Origin of the sequence: Streptomyces sp. NRRL S-1813 (assembly GCF_000719605.1) — a bacterium.
Lineage (GTDB): Bacteria > Actinomycetota > Actinomycetes > Streptomycetales > Streptomycetaceae > Streptomyces > Streptomyces decoyicus.
In genome coordinates, this window is the sequence record NZ_JOHB01000002.1 from 216,778 (window position 1) to 232,949 (window position 16,172).

At 71.5% G+C, this 16,172-nt stretch carries 18 protein-coding genes; 8 read left to right on the forward strand and 10 right to left on the reverse strand.

Translation table 11 applies throughout. The features are described from left to right. The first annotated feature begins 25 nt into the window (after positions 1 to 25). Together IF67_RS0105645 and IF67_RS0105650 are read left to right on the forward strand one after the other, a co-directional pair. On the forward strand, positions 26 to 430 hold the full coding sequence (locus IF67_RS0105645) for a hypothetical protein (RefSeq protein WP_030982749.1): 405 nt from the start codon (positions 26 to 28) through the stop codon (positions 428 to 430). Next, a complete protein-coding gene (locus IF67_RS0105650; protein WP_030982751.1) occupies positions 427 to 651 on the forward strand; it encodes a hypothetical protein in 225 nt (74 codons plus the stop codon). The genes IF67_RS0105645 and IF67_RS0105650 overlap by 4 nt, the downstream gene beginning before the upstream one ends. 122 nt (positions 652 to 773) lie before the next feature. Here the strand turns inward: IF67_RS0105650 and IF67_RS0105655 are convergent, their stop codons facing one another. Beyond that, on the reverse strand, positions 774 to 1,433 hold the full coding sequence (locus IF67_RS0105655) for an NADPH-dependent FMN reductase (protein ID WP_030982752.1): 660 nt from the start codon (positions 1,431 to 1,433) through the stop codon (positions 774 to 776). Positions 1,434 to 1,620: 187 nt separating this feature from the next. Next, positions 1,621 to 1,878 (reverse strand): WhiB family transcriptional regulator, encoded by a 258-nt coding sequence (locus tag IF67_RS0105660; protein ID WP_030982754.1) that lies wholly within the window; start codon positions 1,876 to 1,878, stop codon positions 1,621 to 1,623. A gap of 447 nt (positions 1,879 to 2,325) precedes the next feature. On the opposite strand from IF67_RS0105660, the gene IF67_RS0105670 reads away from it, so the two are divergent. The 3 genes from IF67_RS0105670 (at position 2,326) to IF67_RS0105680 (ending at position 4,445) form a co-directional block, all read left to right on the forward strand. Next, positions 2,326 to 3,315, forward strand: coding sequence for an ornithine cyclodeaminase family protein (locus IF67_RS0105670; RefSeq protein WP_030982758.1), 990 nt, complete (start codon positions 2,326 to 2,328; stop codon positions 3,313 to 3,315). 158 nt (positions 3,316 to 3,473) lie between these two features. Then, positions 3,474 to 3,773 (forward strand): DUF6506 family protein, encoded by a 300-nt coding sequence (locus tag IF67_RS0105675; protein WP_030079125.1) that lies wholly within the window; start codon positions 3,474 to 3,476, stop codon positions 3,771 to 3,773. A 30-nt stretch (positions 3,774 to 3,803) separates the two neighbouring features. Continuing rightward, a complete protein-coding gene (locus IF67_RS0105680) occupies positions 3,804 to 4,445 on the forward strand; it encodes a chloramphenicol phosphotransferase CPT family protein (RefSeq protein WP_051817622.1) in 642 nt (213 codons plus the stop codon). Positions 4,446 to 5,193: 748 nt separating this feature from the next. On the opposite strand, the gene IF67_RS0105685 is transcribed toward IF67_RS0105680, so the two are convergent. Then, entirely contained in the window at positions 5,194 to 6,096 is a 903-nt protein-coding gene (locus IF67_RS0105685; RefSeq protein ID WP_030982762.1) for a LysR family transcriptional regulator, read from the reverse strand. Between the two features lie 83 nt (positions 6,097 to 6,179). Between IF67_RS0105685 and IF67_RS0105690 the strand changes: the two genes are divergently transcribed. After that, complete coding sequence (locus tag IF67_RS0105690; protein ID WP_030982764.1) at positions 6,180 to 7,151, forward strand: PhzF family phenazine biosynthesis protein; 972 nt, start codon at positions 6,180 to 6,182, stop codon at positions 7,149 to 7,151. Positions 7,152 to 7,250: 99 nt separating this feature from the next. Here IF67_RS0105690 and IF67_RS0105695 read toward each other — a convergent pair whose 3' ends face one another. Beyond that, the gene (locus IF67_RS0105695) at positions 7,251 to 7,784 is read right to left on the reverse strand and encodes a GNAT family N-acetyltransferase (RefSeq protein ID WP_030982765.1); all 534 of its coding nucleotides are present in this window, start codon (positions 7,782 to 7,784) and stop codon (positions 7,251 to 7,253) included. A 119-nt stretch (positions 7,785 to 7,903) separates the two neighbouring features. Beyond that, on the reverse strand, positions 7,904 to 8,443 hold the full coding sequence (locus tag IF67_RS0105700; protein ID WP_030982768.1) for an HAD domain-containing protein: 540 nt from the start codon (positions 8,441 to 8,443) through the stop codon (positions 7,904 to 7,906). A gap of 87 nt (positions 8,444 to 8,530) precedes the next feature. Between IF67_RS0105700 and IF67_RS0105705 the strand changes: the two genes are divergently transcribed. Continuing rightward, complete coding sequence (locus tag IF67_RS0105705) at positions 8,531 to 8,965, forward strand: protein-tyrosine phosphatase family protein (protein WP_030982770.1); 435 nt, start codon at positions 8,531 to 8,533, stop codon at positions 8,963 to 8,965. A 50-nt stretch (positions 8,966 to 9,015) separates the two neighbouring features. Here IF67_RS0105705 and IF67_RS0105710 read toward each other — a convergent pair whose 3' ends face one another. From IF67_RS0105710 to IF67_RS43575, 5 genes are all read right to left on the reverse strand, one after another. Then, positions 9,016 to 10,317: a globin domain-containing protein gene (locus IF67_RS0105710; RefSeq protein ID WP_030982772.1), complete on the reverse strand. Its 1,302-nt coding sequence runs from the start codon at positions 10,315 to 10,317 to the stop codon at positions 9,016 to 9,018. Positions 10,318 to 10,528: 211 nt separating this feature from the next. After that, complete coding sequence (locus IF67_RS0105715; protein WP_030982773.1) at positions 10,529 to 10,975, reverse strand: RrF2 family transcriptional regulator; 447 nt, start codon at positions 10,973 to 10,975, stop codon at positions 10,529 to 10,531. Between the two features lie 183 nt (positions 10,976 to 11,158). Continuing rightward, positions 11,159 to 12,118 carry an ADP-ribosylglycohydrolase family protein gene (locus IF67_RS0105720; RefSeq protein WP_051817625.1) on the reverse strand — a complete coding sequence of 320 codons (960 nt, stop codon included), beginning with the start codon at positions 12,116 to 12,118 and terminating at the stop codon, positions 11,159 to 11,161. 200 nt (positions 12,119 to 12,318) lie between these two features. Further along, positions 12,319 to 13,926, reverse strand: coding sequence for a D-alanyl-D-alanine carboxypeptidase/D-alanyl-D-alanine-endopeptidase (gene dacB / locus IF67_RS0105725; RefSeq protein WP_030982777.1), 1,608 nt, complete (start codon positions 13,924 to 13,926; stop codon positions 12,319 to 12,321). Positions 13,927 to 14,172: 246 nt separating this feature from the next. Beyond that, positions 14,173 to 14,322 carry a hypothetical protein gene (locus IF67_RS43575; RefSeq protein WP_158713034.1) on the reverse strand — a complete coding sequence of 50 codons (150 nt, stop codon included), beginning with the start codon at positions 14,320 to 14,322 and terminating at the stop codon, positions 14,173 to 14,175. A gap of 269 nt (positions 14,323 to 14,591) precedes the next feature. Between IF67_RS43575 and IF67_RS0105735 the strand changes: the two genes are divergently transcribed. Continuing rightward, entirely contained in the window at positions 14,592 to 16,151 is a 1,560-nt protein-coding gene (locus IF67_RS0105735) for an alpha/beta hydrolase (RefSeq protein WP_199812684.1), read from the forward strand. Positions 16,152 to 16,172: the final 21 nt, after the last annotated feature.

Consider the following 16,172-nt stretch of genomic DNA (forward strand, 5'->3'; position numbering starts at 1 on the left):
CGCCACGCACCTGAGGAGGACCTTCATGCGTACCCGGAACATCGCCCTCTCTTCGGTGGCCGCGGCCACCGCCCTGCTCGGCGTCGCGGGCACCGCCGCCGCGGACAGCACCCCGGCCCCCTCCGCCTCCGCCAAGTCCGCCGCCGGCGACGGTGCGCAGGCGCTGTGCAAGCGCGTCCCGAAGATCGAGAAGCGCATCCACCGGGTACTTCAGCGGCTCCAGGGCAAGGCCGGGCGCCGCGGCTCCGTCGCCCGCCTGGAGAAGCGCGTGGAGAAGGCCAAGGCCGCCGGGCACACCGAGATCGCGAACTTCCTCGACCACAAGCTCACCCGCCGCAAGTCCCTCGTCCCCACCCTCCAGCAGCGGCAGAAGGACCTCGCCAAGGTCGCCACCTGGTGCCGCACCCACCACAACGCGGCCTCGTCGTGACCCGCGCCGGCCAGGCCGCCGTGTTCGCGGCCACCACCCTCCTGTGCGGGCTGCTCGTCGCCGGATGCGGCAACGGGGTACGCACCGAGGGCGACACCCCGCACGCGACACCGTCGCCCGCCTCGCCGGCACCCACCGATCTGTCGGACATGCGCAAGCTGGTGGACGGTGCCGAGAGCGCGGCCGCGGCCGCGGACTCCGAGGCGGCCGCGGACCGCTGAGCCCTCACCGAAGACGACGCGTACGCCCCACCATGCCGGAGGGGCGTACGGGGAACAGGGGCAGCACATGGTGCGACGCCAACACCTGGGCAGGGCCGCCTACTTCGGTTCGGCGACCCGGTTCAGTCCTCCGCCCGCTGGGTGACAGGAGCCTCGGTGCGGTCTCCCGGGAACTCGTACCACCGGCGCTGGAGACAGACATAGCGCGCATCGGCCTCGACGAGACGGAGGAAGGCAAGAACGGTCTCACTCAGCCGCTCCTGTAGCGCGGAATCGGTCAGCTCTCCGTCTTCGGTGAAGCCCTGGTGAGCCGCGGCAAGGCTGAACATGTCGGGGTAGACGCGAGTGCCGAGATGCTCCAGCGGAACCCTCAGCGCCCACAGCCCCCGGTTGCCGCCGACGAGTGAGGGGGAAGCGGAGACCAGCAGCGCATGCTTGGTCTTGAACGGCTGCGGCCGGACCCGCGACACCCAGTCGATCGCGTTCTTCACGACTCCCGGCACGGACGCGTTGTACTCGGGGGAGGCCAGTACGAAGGCGTCACATCGCTCCAGCCGGTCACGCAGCGCCAGAGCACCCTCCGGCAGCCCGTGTGCGGCCTCCACGTCGCCGTCGTACAGCGGCATGTCGAAGTCCCGCATCGCGGCGAGGTCGACGACGGCGCCGGCGTCCGTCAGCATGCGGCCGACGAGGGAAGCCAGCCGGGCATTGCTCGATCCGGCCCGCAGCGAGGCGCCGAGAACAAGGACGCGCAGCGGTCCGGGGTGTGCATCCGTGGGCATGGTGACGTCCTTCCGGCACATGCATGCGCGTGCCCGTTGCCGCACTCACGCGGCCACCGCCTGGGGTGACGAAAGCGTACAGGCGCACCGGCGGCACACCCGGTACCCACCACGCCATGTCCTGACCGGCTCCACCGGGTCCTGGCCGACTCCGGGCCCGCAGGAGCCGATGCCCGGCCCGGCGCCCCTATAGGGAGGCGCTGCGGGCCCGGTTCCGGGCGGCCCGACGTCGCATGGCGCGCCGCTCGTCCTCGCTCATCCCACCCCAGACACCTGCGTCCTGGCGGGATTCCAGTGCCCACTGCAAACACTGCCCCATCACCGGGCAGCGGTGGCAGACGGCCTTGGCCTCCTCGATCTGGAGGAGCGCCGGGCCGGTATTGCCGACGGGAAAGAAAATTTCGGGATCCACTTCGCGGCACACCGCGTCGTGACGCCAGTCCATGATTGCCTCCATTCTCCGCGGCCGAGCGCGGTCGAGTCCACTACGGCGAGGTGCCGGGCGCTGTGTACGTCCTCAACTGCCGTGCCCGGACGTCCTGTTGTCCTCGCGTGCCCGATCCTGCGCCCGCAATGCGCCGCCGTCGCCGGCCGGCGTATCCGGTCGGGCACGGCGCGACCACCGTTGCGTTCGGCCACCGCGCCGCCTACCCCGAGTTCCACGCGGCACTCCTGCACCGCGCAGGCCACGGGGTCGCCCCGGTCTCGCGGTCGAGGACCCGGGAGCCGGTGGGAGAGCGCCCTCAGGGTCGCTCCATGGTCACCGTGCTCGTCAACGGCCTGCTCGGAGACGTCCCCCGTCAATCCCAGAAAGATCACGCAAGGGGCTACGGCCGCTCCCTCGACCCGGCGTAACGTCGGCCGTACGGCTGTGATCAGGAGGTTGAGACGAATGCTGGTTCTCGGGCGCTTGCAGGTCGAGGCGCTGCTCGATCTGGATACGCTGATCGACGCCCTGGCGTCGGCGATGGCTGACCTGAGCGCGGGCCGCGCTTCCTCGCCGGACCGCGTCGCCGCCCTGGTACCCGAACGGGACGGCTTCCTGGCAGCCATGCCGGGCTACGTACCCTCGGCCGGGGTCCTCATGAGCAAGCTGGTCTCCGTCTTCCCGCACAACGGCGGCACCCCTGTTCCGACCCACCAGGCACTGATCGTCGTCTTCGACCCGCACACCGGGGAGCCCGCGGCGCTGCTGGACGGCACGGCCATCACCGCGGCGCGGACCGCTGCCGGTTCGGCTCTCTCCGCGCGCCTGCTGGCCCGGGAGGACGCCTCGGTGCTGGCGGTTCTGGGCACCGGAGCTCAGGCCCGGTCGCATGCCGAGGCGATGTGCCGGGTCCGCCCGATCCGGCACATTCGCGTGGCGGGCCGTGACCGGGCGAAGGCGACCGCCCTGGCCGAGGTGCTGTCATCCCAACTCCAGATCCCCGCCGAGGCGACAGCGAGCTACGCCGAGGCACTGGACGGCGCGGAGATCGCCGCCGCGACCACCCACGCCGTCGAGCCCGTGATCCGCCGTTCCTGGCTGACACCGGGCGTGCATGTGACCTCGGTGGGCTTCAACCCGGACGGCCGCGAGATCGACGACGCCACGGTCGCCGAAGCGCTGGTGTGCGTCGAGTCGCGGCAGGCGGCACTGGCACCCTTCCCGGCGGGCAGCAACGACCTGCTGCTGCCGCTTCGCGACGGCGTCATCACGGAAGCCCATGTGCACGCCGAGCTGGGCGAACTCATCTCCGGCCGCAAGCCGGGCCGCTCCTTTCCGGACCAGATCACCCTCTACAAGTCCGTAGGTGTGGCGGTGCAGGACGCGGCAGCCGCCGCCCTTGTCGTCGCGGCTGCCCGCGAACAGTCAGCAGGGTCGGACATCCGGCTGGAGTGACACGGATGCCGGGGGAGCGCCCGGGGCGGGACGTTGCGCGCGCCGCCCGCCGCGCCGGGCCTGTCACGATGCAGCGTTTTCCGGCCACTCGGAGGGCGAGCTCACTCCCGTCTGGTTGGGTGGCGAAGACGTCGACAAGGAATGAGGAGGCTGAGCTCATGGCGCTCACCCACTGGGGCTTCATTTACACCGCGGCAGGCAGCGACGCGAGCAACAGCATCAACGTGGTCGACACCGGCCGGTGCCGCACCGTGCTGGTGGGGGTCGAAAAGCCGGAGGAGGGCATCGAGGCCGCGCGCCGCCTCGTCGACGAGGGGGTGCAACTCATCGAACTGTGCGGCGGTTTCGGCCCGGTATGGGCCGGGCGGATCATCGAGGCGATCGAGGGCGCGGTCCCCGTGGGGGTGGTCGGTTACGGCCCCGAAGCGGTTGACCAGGTCCACGCGATCTTCTCCTGACCGCGGGCACGTCAGCGAAAGGGAGCCGAGATGACCCGAGGGAGCAGACACCTGACCGAGTCGCCGACGCCCGACGCCGACGGCGCGGACACCCCTCATGGCGGGCACATCGGGCGCATCATTTTCCTGAACGGCACCTCCAGCTCCGGAAAGTCGAGCATCGCCCGGGAACTCCTTCTCACCCTGGACGAGACGTACTTCCACCTGCCCGTCGATGCCTTCCACGCCATGCGATCCCGCCATGAGATATCACCGGAAGAGCTGCCCGCCATTCTTCGTCGCACATGGAGGGGCTTCCACCGCGCCGTCGCCGGAATGGCGGCGGGCGGCAACAACGTGGTGGTGGACCATGTGCTGAGCGAGCCGTGGCGTCTGCTGGACTGCCTCGAGCTCTTCCCTCCCCGGAATGTCGTCCTGGTCGGCGTGCGCTGTCCGCTCCAGGAACTGGAACGGCGCGAGACCCAACGAGGCGACCGTCCGGTGGGGCTGGCGGCCCGTCAGTGGGACCAGGTCCACGCCCACGGCCTGTACGACATCGAGTGCGACACCGCCGCGGCCGGCCCGGAGGACTGTGCGCGGCAGATCAAGGACTTCCTGCCGCGACGACCCGCTCCTACCGCCTTCGAGCAGCTGAGGGCAAAGCTCCGTCCGGACCTGCCGGCCGCCGGCTGACGCCGACCAGCCGGCAACCGCGGCCACGACGGATGTCCGCCTACGGACCCCGCTCGGACACCCTCGGATACCCCTCAGCGTCCGTACGTCCTGTGGCACAGCTGCAAAAGATCCGGACGGACGCGGCCGGATGCCATCCGGCACACCATGCCGGGATCGATCGTCTGCCGTGGCCGGGACCGCCGCGGGCGTTCATGTGCGGGCGCGGGCGCGTGGTGTCCCTGCCGGGGTGTCGTGCGTGCCGGTACCGGACGGGGCCTCGCCGGCCTGGCGTGCGAGAGGTGTGGTGGCGCCTGGACCACATGCCGTTGCCGTCGGGGCACCGCTGTTGCGTGCCGCGGGGTGGCATCTCCCTTGCGGGACTTCGAGGGCCGTTTCGGCTTGCGCCCGGCGGACGCCACATCCACCAGCCGCTCACGTGACGACCCCTGTGTGGGCAGCAGGAGCGGTGAGGGCCGGGCCGGAGCGACGGTGCGTCCGCCCGGTGCGCGACCGGGCTCGTGCAAGGATCCGCCGGCCGGAAGGGACACGCAGCCGCTGGTGGTCAGGAGGACGGCCGCCGCTGCGGCGAGGCGAAGCAGTAGAAGGCGCACGTCCTCACGGTGTCGGAGGCCTGCGGGCTGTCCAAACGACGCGCCGAGCGGCCACGCGGACGAAGGACCACACCGAACTCCTGTGGGGCTCCCGGCTGACGCGATGTCACCCCCGTACGGCCTTCACCCCCGTACGGCCTTCAGCCCGCACGACCTCAGGCCGCCGCGAAGGCGCGCGTCAGCTCCTCGGCCACGATCTGCGCGCCCGGCGCGAACCACCGTCTCCGGTGCCGGACGAGCTGAACGGGAACGGGCCGGGCCTCGGGGCCGTCCACGACTGTCAACCGGCCTTCGTGGAGGTGGCGTTCGACGGTCACCTGCGGGAGCAGTGTCAGGCCGAGACCGGCCGCGACGCACGACCGCGCGGCATCGATACTGCCGAACCGGGTGATCCGGGGTGCGGCACCCGGCAGGCTCAGCAAGGTGCGTACGAGCCGGTCACTGTAGGAGCACCCCTCCTCATGGACGAAGAAGCTCTCGCGGGCCAGCGCGTCCCAGTCGGCCGCCCGCCCGGCCAGCGCATGACCGGGTGCCGCCACGTATGCCAGCGGCTCGTCCGCGATCCTGCGGGCCAGCAGATCGCTCTCGCCGACCTCCGGCTCCAGCAGCAGTGCGATGTCGAGCCGGCCGGTCCGCAGTCCGTCCACCGCCGAGTCCGTGCTGACGGCGTGCAGATGGACATCCAGTCGAGGGTGGGCGTGCCGCAGGGAGGCGATCACCGCGGGCAGCCGTGAGGAGCACAGCGAATCGCCCGCGCCGACGGCGACCTGGCCCTCGACCGTCCCGCCGTCCGCGTCGCGCGGTCCGGCCGAAGCCGTCGCGCGGAGCCGGGCGACCGCGTCGAGCACCTCTTCGGCCTCTTCCAGCAGGCGCTGCCCGGCCCGGGTCGGTACCGTCCCCGAGGGCATTCTGTCGAACAGCGGGGTCCCCAATTCCTTTTCCAGGCTGCGGATCTGGACGGTGACCGTGGATTGGGCGAGATGGAGCGCGCGGGCCGCGGCGGTGAAGCTTCCCACTCTGGCGAGCGTCACGAACGTACGCAGAAGTCTGGTGTCCACCGGCGCACGCTATCGCAATATCCGATGGCGGTGAGCGAGAACCATCGTTGGACGCGATCGGATCGCGCTGCCATCGTGGAGCCATGACCACACAGACGCCGCCCACCGGCCCGATCCCGCTCCCGGACCCCGTCGAGACCCCTGAGAGTCCGGACGCCATCGAGAGCCCGGACGCCCTCCAGAGCCCCGGCACCGTCGAGGTGCTGCGCTACTCCGCCTTCACCAGCGACCCGGCCGGCGGAAACCCGGCCGGTGTGGTGCTCGACGCCGCAGACCTCGACGACGCGCGGATGCTCGGCGTCGCCGCGGAGGTCGGGTACTCGGAGACCGCGTTCATCACGGCACAGGACACCGCCGCACGCCGCTACCGGCTGCGCTACTTCAGCCCGCGCGCCGAAGTCGCCTTCTGCGGACATGCCACGATCGCCACGGCCGTTGCCCTCGCGGAACGCACCGGAACCGGTGAGCTGCTGTTCGACACGCCCGTGGGTGAGATCCGGGTGGGGACCAGCCTCGTCGACGGGCTGATCCGCGCCACGCTCACCAGCGTCCCGGCGCATTCCCGCCCGGCCGAGGACACCACCCAGGTCGAGCCGGTGCTACGGGCCCTGCGCTGGACCAGGGCCGACCTGGACGACAGCCTTCCGCCGCATATCGCCTTCGCGGGCAACGACCATCTCGTCCTGGGGGTCCGGAGCCGGGCACAACTGGCCGCCCTCGACTACGACTTCGACGCGCTGCACGACATCATGCGCCACCACGGCTGGACCACCGTGCACCTCGTCCATCGCGCGGCACCCGACCGCCTCGACTTCCACGCCCGGGACCCCTTCCCGGTCGGCGGCGTCGTGGAGGACCCGGCAACCGGCGCCGCCGCCGCGGCCTTCGGCGGCTATCTGCGCGCCCTGGGCCTGGTCACGGAGCCCCTGCGGGTGCACATCCGGCAGGGCGAGGACATGGGCCGGCCCAGCGACCTCTACGTCGACCTCCACCCCGACGACCCGCGGGTGCGGGTCTCGGGCCAGGCCGTTCCCATCCCGTCCCAGGGACGGTGAGCCCTGGGACGGGACGGAGGTGAGGCGGCCGCCGACGCACCGCGTCGGCGGCCGCAAACCGTCACGGACGGACCGTCGACGAGTCCCGGGGGCGGCGGATCACATGGGGAAGGACAGCAGACGTACCGGCCCCACGGGCCACTGCGCCCCGTCGCGCAGCGGCGTCCACATGGTCCGCAGCGGCATGACCACGGGCCCTTCGGCCTGCTCGACGTGTACGTCCCCTTCCAGCATCCGCCAGCCGAGCCGCTGGTACAGCGGGACGAGATGCGGCCGGCAGAAGAGGATTCCGTACGGCGGTCCCATCGTGCGGGCGTGTTCCAGGGCGGAGGTGACAACGAGCCGTGCCAGCCCGTGCCCGCGCAGGTCAGGAGCGACGACCACCCCGCCGAAGCCGACGGCCTGCGTCTCGGCCGAGCCGACCGAAAGCGGAACCGGCAGGAGACCCGTGTGTGCCACGAGGCGGCCGTCGAGTCTGATGCCGAAGTGCTCCTGCTTGGGCAGCCAGGTCAGACCGGCCTCGGAGACTCCGAAGGGGTCGTCGTCGTCCCCGACGATCTCGCTCAGTTCCGTCTTGGTGTAGCGCGCGAGCCGGACGGCAGTGAGCGAGGCCGGAGGAAGGTTCGTGGTCATGATCCGCATCATGCTGTCCGTACCCGCCGCGGACAATGCCCTTCGTCGACGCTGGCCGGCCTCGCGGACAAGCGCGGCGCCGGGGAGCGACCCGCCGCGGCGGCGCCCGCAGTTCCCGGTCAGCCCGTTGCCCATCTGCGCAACCAGTCGTCGAGGAGGGCGAAGTCCGCGTCCGTGAGGCCTCGGCCGGGATCGACGCGGTGGAGCAGGGCCCGCTCACCGTGGTGCGCCGACACCCACGCCCGATCGGTGTCCGTGATCTCGTCGTCGACCCAGGCGAATACGCGCCCGGCAGCCCAGTCGAGGAGCGTGCGGGTCTTCCAGTGCAGCCCTGCTCGTGTGTCTCGCTCCTCATCGAAGGACGGGTCCGGCCACGTCACCATGGGCAGTTCCGGCAGCCCGAGTCGCGGCGCGATGCATTCGTTCGCCTCTGCCATCCATGTCGTTGCCCAGACGAGGTGGCACGGCAGCGCCGCCAACCTGGGTCCGAGCGCGGGGTCGATCCTGGCCAGCAGGGGATTCGCGCCGGCTTCCGCGGGTTCGTGGCCCGTGGGGTAAGTCGGATACCCGCCGGCACTTTGGTGGTTCGCCGCCCCGAAGGGAATGAGTGGTCCATCGACGTCGAGAAAGAGGAGCGGGCGTTCCGCGGAGCCGGTCACCGCTGCAAGATAGCGGCTCGTGGAGGGGAGCGGGCGGGTAGTGCTTGCCCTCGCTGGAGCCTGAACCGGCCCCGATAGGCCGCGTATATGGCTGAGAACTGGAGCTCGTCGGACCTCGGGGTCATGAGGTTCCCCTCCGGTGCTCTGGTGCGCGGCCGGGGCCTGCGTCACCCCCTCCCCACAGGACCGACGCCAACCTTCGCGCTCTATCTGCTCGGCAAGCAGCCTCCACGAACCGAGTGGGACGCCCGATGGCTGCACTGGCCCGATTTCCGGCTCCCCAAGGACGGTCAGCAGGCTCGGGCGGTGTTCAAGGAGGCGCTTGCCCGGGCAGCGAACGACCGCGTCGAGATCGCCTGCGGCGGTGGCCGCGGGCGGACAGGAACAGCCCTGGCGTGCATGGCTGTTCTCGACGGAGTGCCGGCAGACCGAGCCGTGGCGTTCGTCCGCCGGCACTACCACCATCGCGCCGTGGAGACCCCGTGGCAGCGGCGCTACGTACGGCGTTTCGCAGACGCGTAACGGGGCCCGGAACGCATCGCACCTGCGGCTGTGCCCAGGGGTGTCTTCCTCTAGAGCCCGAGATCCGGCCCGAAGACCTCGTAGTGGATGTTCGAGGCGGGTACGCCGGACGCCAGAAGTTGGGCGCGGGCGGCCTTCATGAACGGCACGGGTCCACAGAGATACGCGGTGGTACCGGCCGGAACGACGATCTGCGTCAGATCCATCCGCCCGGTGCGCACGGTCACCGCTTCCGCCGCGCCGCCCGTCTCCGCCTCCGCGCGCTCCTCCCCGTGCCGGACCGCCTCCTTGTGCCGGCTCCCGTCCTCGTACCACATTCCCTCCGCGTACCGGACGCCCTCCTCGTACCAGAGTTCCGTTGTCGCGTCGGTGAGTTTGCCGGTCAGTCGGCGGAGATCCGTACGGAACGGGTGGGTGGCGGGCGACCGGTCGGCGTGGGCGGCGATGATGCGGCGTCGGGAGCCGGCGGCGGCGAGGTGCGCGAGCATGCCGACCATCGGCGTGCACCCGATGCCCGCCGAGGCCAAGAGCAAGGGGCCGTCGCCGTCGTCGAGCACCACGTCGCCGAACGGCGGGCTCACGTGCAGGGTCTCGCCGCCATGGACGTGCGCATGCAGGTAGCCGGAGACCTCGCCCGCGGGGGCGTCGGACGGGGCGCCGGGCCGGCCGGCCGCCGCCACCCGCTTCACGGAGATCTGCAAGCCGCCGTCCGGCTGCCCGGAGAGGCTGTACTGGCGTATCTGCCGTGCACCGTCGAGGAGTTGCACCTGCACGGAGACGTATTGGCCGGGGCGGGCCGGGGGGACGGGCGCGCCATCGGCCGGACGCAGGAGGAAGGTGGCGACCTCGTCGGTCTCCTGTACGCGGGCGGCCACTCGGTACGGACGCCACACCGCGTCCTCCGCGACGCCGGCCTCGGCCGAGAGGCGCTTCTCGACGGCGATCAGGGCGTGGGCCATCAGCCAGTACACCTCGTCCCAGGCCCGGACCACCTCATCGGTCACCGCTTCGCCGAGTACCTCCGCGATGGCCGCGAAGAGGTGCTCCCGCACGATCGGATACTGGTCCGCACGCACCCCGAGAGAGGCGTGCTTGTGCGCGATGCGCGTGAGCATGGTGTCCGGCCGGCTGTCCGGGTGCTCGGTGAGATGCCCGGCGAAGGCGGCGACGGCCCCGGCGAGAGCCTGTCGTTGGCTGCCGTTGGCCTGGTTGCCGCGGTTGAAGAGGTGGCGCAGCAGCTCGGGGTGGGCGGCGAAGAGTTTCTCGTAGAAGAGCGTCGTGATCTCGCTGAGGGATCCGCTCACGGCGGGGAGCGTGGCACGTACGGTCTCGGCGGACTTCGGCGACAGCATCGGCAACTCCGGACTCTTGGACTCTTGGGGTGGGGAAGGGGAGGAGGGGGAAGGGGAGAAAACTCGTATCTTGGATTCGTATTTTTGGGCGTGGGCGGGGCGGCGTGGGGCGTGCGTGCGTGTGGAGTGGGTACGGGAGCTCCGTGCGGCGGACCCGGGCCGTCGGGTGTGTTCGGTGCGCGCCGGCCGGTCGGACCGTGGGCCGGGGCGCTCAGTCCGTGGGCCGGGGCGTCAGGCTGAGGAGGAGTGGTCCGGTCGGGGATTCGACCAGGTCGGCGACGGAGAGCGGGTCGAGCGAGGCGTAGAACGCTTCCTGGGCCGCGCGTAGTGCGCCGCGCAGTCGGCAGCCACCGCGCAGCGGACACGGCGGGTCGTCCTCACACCCCACGACGTCATCGACCCCCTCCAGCTCCCGCACCAACCGGCCGAGCGAGCCCGTACGTCCCGCGGTCGTCAGTGTCAGGCCTCCGCCCCGCCCGCGCCGCGCCTCGACGGCGCCGAGATGCTGAAGCTTGCTCACGACTTTGGCCGCGTGGGTGTACGGCACTTCGACGGCGCTCGCCACCTCGCGGGTGGTGGGCGCATCGTCCGTGGCGCCGAGGACCGCGAGGCGCATGGTGATCCGCAGGGCGATGTCGGTGCTCTTGGTGAGTCGCACACTTGCACTCTACTGAAGTGGTATCCGAGATGCCAATTTATGGTGCGCGGGGTGGGGGCGCGGCTGAGGGCGCGGGTGAGGGAGCACGGCGAAGCCGGACGGGACGGAACGTGAGGGACTACGAGCGGAGGGAACGTGCGGGACCGCGAGCGGAGCGAACGTGCGCGGACAGGAGGAAGGGGTTCATGCCGTGAGGCGGCGCGCGAGGTCCAGAAGTTCCGGCAGTCTGAGCTCCCGTCCACCGAAGCCCGGCAGTGGAACATGCAGGGGCGCGGTCCAGCGCGCGGGGATCGCGTCCGGGCCGTAACAGGCGCCCGCGAGACCGCCGGTGACCGCGGCGACGGTGTCGGTGTCGCCGCCGAGGTCGATGGCCGCGCGTATCGCGTCTTCGTAAGTGGCGGTGGTGCGCAGGGCCCATACGGCGGAGCCCAGGCATGGCCAGACGGCTCCGTTGAACTCGGTGGCCTGGTCGGGGTGCCAGTCGGGTGCGAGGACCGTGGCGTAGCGCGGGCGGTGGGCCGGGTCGATGAGCGCCACGATGCCGGGAAGGGCGGCGAGGGGATCGGCGCCTTCCAGCGTGACCCGGATGAGTTCGTGGAAGACGGCGGTGCCTTCCCAGGCCGCGCGGTCGCCGTGGGTGAGCGCGGCGATGCGCCGGGCGGCGTTCATGGTGGCCTGCTGTCCGGCAGTTGCGAAGTGCACCGCGGAGGTGGTGGCCCGCATCAAGGAACCATTGCCCGCGGCGCGTCGGTTGACCTGGAAGTGGACCGCGGCGGCCCTGTCCCAGGGCATGCCGTTGGTCAGGACGTCTTCGGTTTGCAGGCCGACATCCTTGGGCCCGGACGCGGCCCACCGCTGAAAACGGGCGAAGATGTCCGGCAGGTCCGGACCGCCGCGCTCCAGTAGCGATTCGGCCACCAGGACGGCCATCTGCGTATCGTCCGTGGCCTCGCCGGGGTCCCAGCCGCCGCCTCCGCACATCTCGTCCGCAGTGCCGGAATCAGGGAAGCGCGCGGAGAACACACCCGCGGCGCCGAACTCGAAGGGAGCTCCCAGGGCGTCACCCACCGCCGAGCCGACCACGGCGCCTGCCGCGCGCGCCGACCACCGGAGCCGCTGCGTTCCTTCAGGCTTTCGCTGCATGGTCCGAGGCTATCGACGGCGAGGTGCCGAACCGGTGGTCCGTGTCTCCGTACGGCTCCAACGGGCATACGGCGGCGTCCCCTTCCTCTCCGCGCCGGAGGAAGGAGCGGTCTGAGCCGTCCGGAGGGACGAGCGGTCCTGAGCCGTCCGGAAGAGCGACGGGCCGGCGCCGTCCCCGCCCGGTGCGCCCGCCCGGCTGTTCAGTGCCGGGCGGAGGCCTGTTGCTGGAGGCGGGCGGCGACATCGGCCACATCGTTGCCGATGGCGAGGACGCCGTTGATGTCGGCGTCGGGTGTCGAGGCTCCGTTCACTCCGGCGAAGAACACAGCGAAGTGGCCCGGACGCGTCTCCAGGTAGCCGGCCGCGGTCTCGGCGCCCACGGCCACCCGGTCGTTGAGGGTGTCACCGCCCGCCGCGGTACCGGTCTTGGCGAAGACCTTGCCGCGCGACGGGCAGCTGTGGCAGGAATCGGCCAGCGTCCCGTCGATCCCCAGAATCGGCAGCGACAGACGGAAGCGCAGGGCGTCGGGGGTGCGCTGCCAGTACGTCAGGATCTGGGCCAGCGCGCGGGGTGTGGTCCGGTCGGCCGGGTTGCCGCCGCGGCCGTCGGCGAGCTGTACGGCCTTGCGGTCCACCTGCGCGTGTTCCAGGAACCTGGCCAGTACGGGGAAGCCGTCCTCACAGTTGGTGCTTCCCGTGGTGGTGGCCATCAGACAGATCCCCAGATTCGCCCCGAGGTTGTGACTCACCTTGAGGATGAGCTTGGCGTACTGGGCGTACGCGGGGGAGGTGTACCGGGCCACCGCGGGCGCGCCCTGGTAGGACTTCGGCAACTGGCCGGACGGGTTGGGGCCGATCGCCTTCGCGCGGACCTCGACTCCCGCCCGTTTCAATGCCTCGATCATGGCGGTCCGGCCGAAGGCGTTGGGGTCCTTGACGGCGGACACCCGTAGGACGGGAGCCGAGCCGGCGGCGATGGTGCCGGTCAGGCGGATGCGGGTGCCGTCGGCGGAGCTGCTCACGGTGATGTCGGCCGGTTTGCCCGCTGCGACGGTGCGGACGGAGGAGGTGACGTGGTAGGGCGCGACCTTCGGGCGCCACTGGAGGCCGGCGGGGGCGCCCGCCCGGGCGCCGGGGGAGGTCAGCAGATCGATGAGGTTGTCATTGATGATCAGCGGGGCGGGGGTCGGATCGAGGGCGGGGTCCGGCCGGAACAGCCGTGCGTCGACGACCACGTCACCGTCGACCCGGCGGATCCCCGACGTGCGCACCTGCTGGGCGAGGTGGTGGAGACCGGCCAGCGGGTCCTGCGGGGTGAGGGTGGCTCCCGGGACGTCGTTGGCGTAGGTGTGGTCGATGGCGGTGAAGGCGACGGTACCGTCCTTGCGCGTTCTGCCGCCGAGGGTCAGGTCGCCCTGCGCGACCAGGTCCAGGTCTCCCCTGAGCGTGGCGCCCCGGCGCTGCCCGACGGCGTACACGGGTGTGACGAAGCGGTGGCTGCCGCCGAGGGTGTGCCAGGTGCCGCTGACGCTGAACAGTTTGGCCGTTGACCCGGGGACGAAGAACTGGTCGGCGTAACGGGACTGCGTCACCTTGCCGGTCTCCGGGTTCTGCCGGAACAGCCCCCACTGGGCGTGCCGGTACTCCGGTTTCCGCAGGATCGAAGTGATCCGGGGATCGAGTGTGGGGGGTGCGGAGGGCGGCGCGGCCTGGACGAGGCCGGTGATGACGACGCCGACGGCCAGCAGGACGCCCACGGTGCCGGCGATGCGCCTTCGGGCTGTCCTGTGGGGGACGGAGGGTGACATGCAGACTCCACCAATGGTGTTGATCTGTCGTATATCTACCGCTATCGGCCTCCTGAAGGTACTGCTCACCACCACCGCAGGGGCGCACCACGTCGGCCGGGGTCCCCCGGACGCCTCAGCGCACCGGTCCGGGGGCATGCAGCCCGGGCGGGGCGAAAACCACCCCGCCCGGACCTGTCCGCGCGGTCGCAGGGCCACCCTTGAGGGCGCCTCAGGCTGCCGCCCCGTCCATCCGTCCGCCAGTCCTCACGCAAGGACCACGGTGACCCCGACATCTTCGAGGACCTGCACGATCTCCTCGACGCAGGAGAGCAGCCCTTCGGAGGCGGCGGCGGGCGAGGGGCGGTCGTCGCCGCCATCGGTGAGGGTGATGTCGATCAGGGTGCCCCCGAGCACGGACGGGCGCGCCCCGCCGATGCCCAGGCCGACGGCAGGGGGGTGCTCGGCCGGTCCGGCGAGGGGCCGGCCGGGTGTGAGGGGGCAAGGGGCGCCGTACGAGGAGGAGTTGCCGCCGGAGGCTCAGGGTCGGCCGTGGGGACGGGCGCGTCCCGAGGGGGTGGTGCTGGTGCCACCCCGTAAACGGGCACCAGGGTGATCGAACGCGGGCCCCGGAGAGCCGAGGATCCCTGTCATGGCAGCGCACCCGCGCGCCGATGGGAGGATCGATGTCCGCGTTCAGAAAACCACGGTGGCCGGTGGCCGCCCTGTCGGGAACCGTGGCCGCCGTGCTGATGTCCGCGGTGCTGCCCGCCGCGCCGCCGGCCCGGGCGGCGGCCCCGTCCGGGCCGTCCGTACCGGCGCGCTACGTCCAGCAGCACCTGAACTGGCAGCCCTGCGCGGCGAAACCGTCACTGGAGTGCGCCCGTATGACCGTGCCGCGCGACTGGCACCATCCGGGCGCCGGGGCCGATCTCACCGTCGAGGTGTCCCGGCACCGGGCGGCCGACCCTGCCCGGCGGCGTGGGGTGCTGATGATGGCGGCGGGCGGGCCGGGGGCGTCGGGACTGACCCGGCCCGAGGACTTTGCCGCGCGGTCGCCCGCGGTGGGGGCCGTGTATGACGTGGTCGGCTTTGACCAGCGCGGCGTCGGCAGCAGCACGCCCGCGCAGTGCCAGACCGACGCCGAATTCGAGGACTTCTACGCCCACGACTTCCGCGACCGCTCGCCTGCGGCCCTCCGGGGTGTCCTGGACCGGTCGCGGCGGCTCGTCGCCGGCTGTCTGCGGCACAGCGGCGATCTGGTCCCCTGGCTGACCACCGGCCAGGCGGTGCGCGACATGGACCTGTTCCGCGCGCTGCTCGGCGTGCGCAAGATCTCCTATTACGGGCCCTCGTACGCCACCTGGCTCGGTGCGTACTACGCGACCGTGTTCCCGGGGCGCATCGAGCGCGCCGTACTGGACAGCAACTTGGACTTCAGCGGCACATGGCAGGAGGCCGAAGGAGGCCAGCCGCGAAGCTTCCAGCGCCGCTTCGAGCAGGACTTCCTGCCCTGGATCGCACGGAACGACGCCACGTACCACTACGGGCGCACCGCGACAGAGGCGAAGGCGAGGTGGGAGGCGCGCCGCCGTGCCCTGCGCGATCATCCACTGACCGTCGGTGCCCTGACGATCGGGCCCAACCAGCTGGACAACGCCACGATCCAGAACATCTACAACGCGCATCGGCAGTTCCCGCAACTGGCCTCCGCGCTCAGCACCCTCGACCACTGGCCGTCCGCCACACCGGCCGAGCGCGCCCTGGTCGCGAAGCTCTTCGAGCACTATCTGTCCCCGGGTTTCGCCGCCGCTTTCTTCTCGGTGACCTGCAACGACACACCGTGGCGCCGTGACATCGGCTACTGGCTCGACCGCAGCGCGAAGGACACCGCGGCCCACCCGCTCGTCGGGGCGCGCGAGCTCGCCTACGCGGCGACCTGTGCGGCCTGGCCGGTGCCCGCCGCGCCCCGCGTCCGCGTCACCGGACGGGGTCTGCCCACCACCTTGATGCTCAACTCGGTGCACGACCCGGCCACGTACTACGAGGGTGCCCGCGCGGCGCACCGTGCGCTGCGCGGTTCACGGCTGGTCACGGTGACGGGCGGTGGCGACCACGGCCAATACCAGAACGGCAATGCCTGCGTGGACGGCATCGTGGACGCCTATCTTCTCGGCGGAGCCGCTCCGGACCGTGACGTGAGCTGCGCGGCCGGCCCGCCGCCGGTGCCGTCGGGACGCGGCTGAGGACGACCGGCGGGGACCGGC

Excerpts from the sequence above, each read along its gene's own strand:
- IF67_RS0105645 (WP_030982749.1), top strand. The coding sequence starts at position 26 with ATGCGTACCCGGAACATCGCCCTCTCTTCGGTGGCCGCGGCCACCGCC.
- IF67_RS0105655 (WP_030982752.1), bottom strand. The coding sequence starts at position 1,433 with ATGCCCACGGATGCACACCCCGGACCGCTGCGCGTCCTTGTTCTCGGC.
- IF67_RS0105660 (WP_030982754.1), bottom strand. The coding sequence starts at position 1,878 with ATGGACTGGCGTCACGACGCGGTGTGCCGCGAAGTGGATCCCGAAATT.
- IF67_RS0105670 (WP_030982758.1), top strand. The coding sequence starts at position 2,326 with ATGCTGGTTCTCGGGCGCTTGCAGGTCGAGGCGCTGCTCGATCTGGAT.
- IF67_RS0105675 (WP_030079125.1), top strand. The coding sequence starts at position 3,474 with ATGGCGCTCACCCACTGGGGCTTCATTTACACCGCGGCAGGCAGCGAC.
- IF67_RS0105680 (WP_051817622.1), top strand. The coding sequence starts at position 3,804 with ATGACCCGAGGGAGCAGACACCTGACCGAGTCGCCGACGCCCGACGCC.
- IF67_RS0105690 (WP_030982764.1), top strand. The coding sequence starts at position 6,180 with ATGACCACACAGACGCCGCCCACCGGCCCGATCCCGCTCCCGGACCCC.
- IF67_RS0105695 (WP_030982765.1), bottom strand. The coding sequence starts at position 7,784 with ATGACCACGAACCTTCCTCCGGCCTCGCTCACTGCCGTCCGGCTCGCG.
- IF67_RS0105705 (WP_030982770.1), top strand. The coding sequence starts at position 8,531 with ATGGCTGAGAACTGGAGCTCGTCGGACCTCGGGGTCATGAGGTTCCCC.
- IF67_RS0105710 (WP_030982772.1), bottom strand. The coding sequence starts at position 10,317 with ATGCTGTCGCCGAAGTCCGCCGAGACCGTACGTGCCACGCTCCCCGCC.
- IF67_RS0105720 (WP_051817625.1), bottom strand. The coding sequence starts at position 12,118 with ATGCAGCGAAAGCCTGAAGGAACGCAGCGGCTCCGGTGGTCGGCGCGC.
- dacB (WP_030982777.1), bottom strand. The coding sequence starts at position 13,926 with ATGTCACCCTCCGTCCCCCACAGGACAGCCCGAAGGCGCATCGCCGGC.
- IF67_RS0105735 (WP_199812684.1), top strand. The coding sequence starts at position 14,592 with ATGTCCGCGTTCAGAAAACCACGGTGGCCGGTGGCCGCCCTGTCGGGA.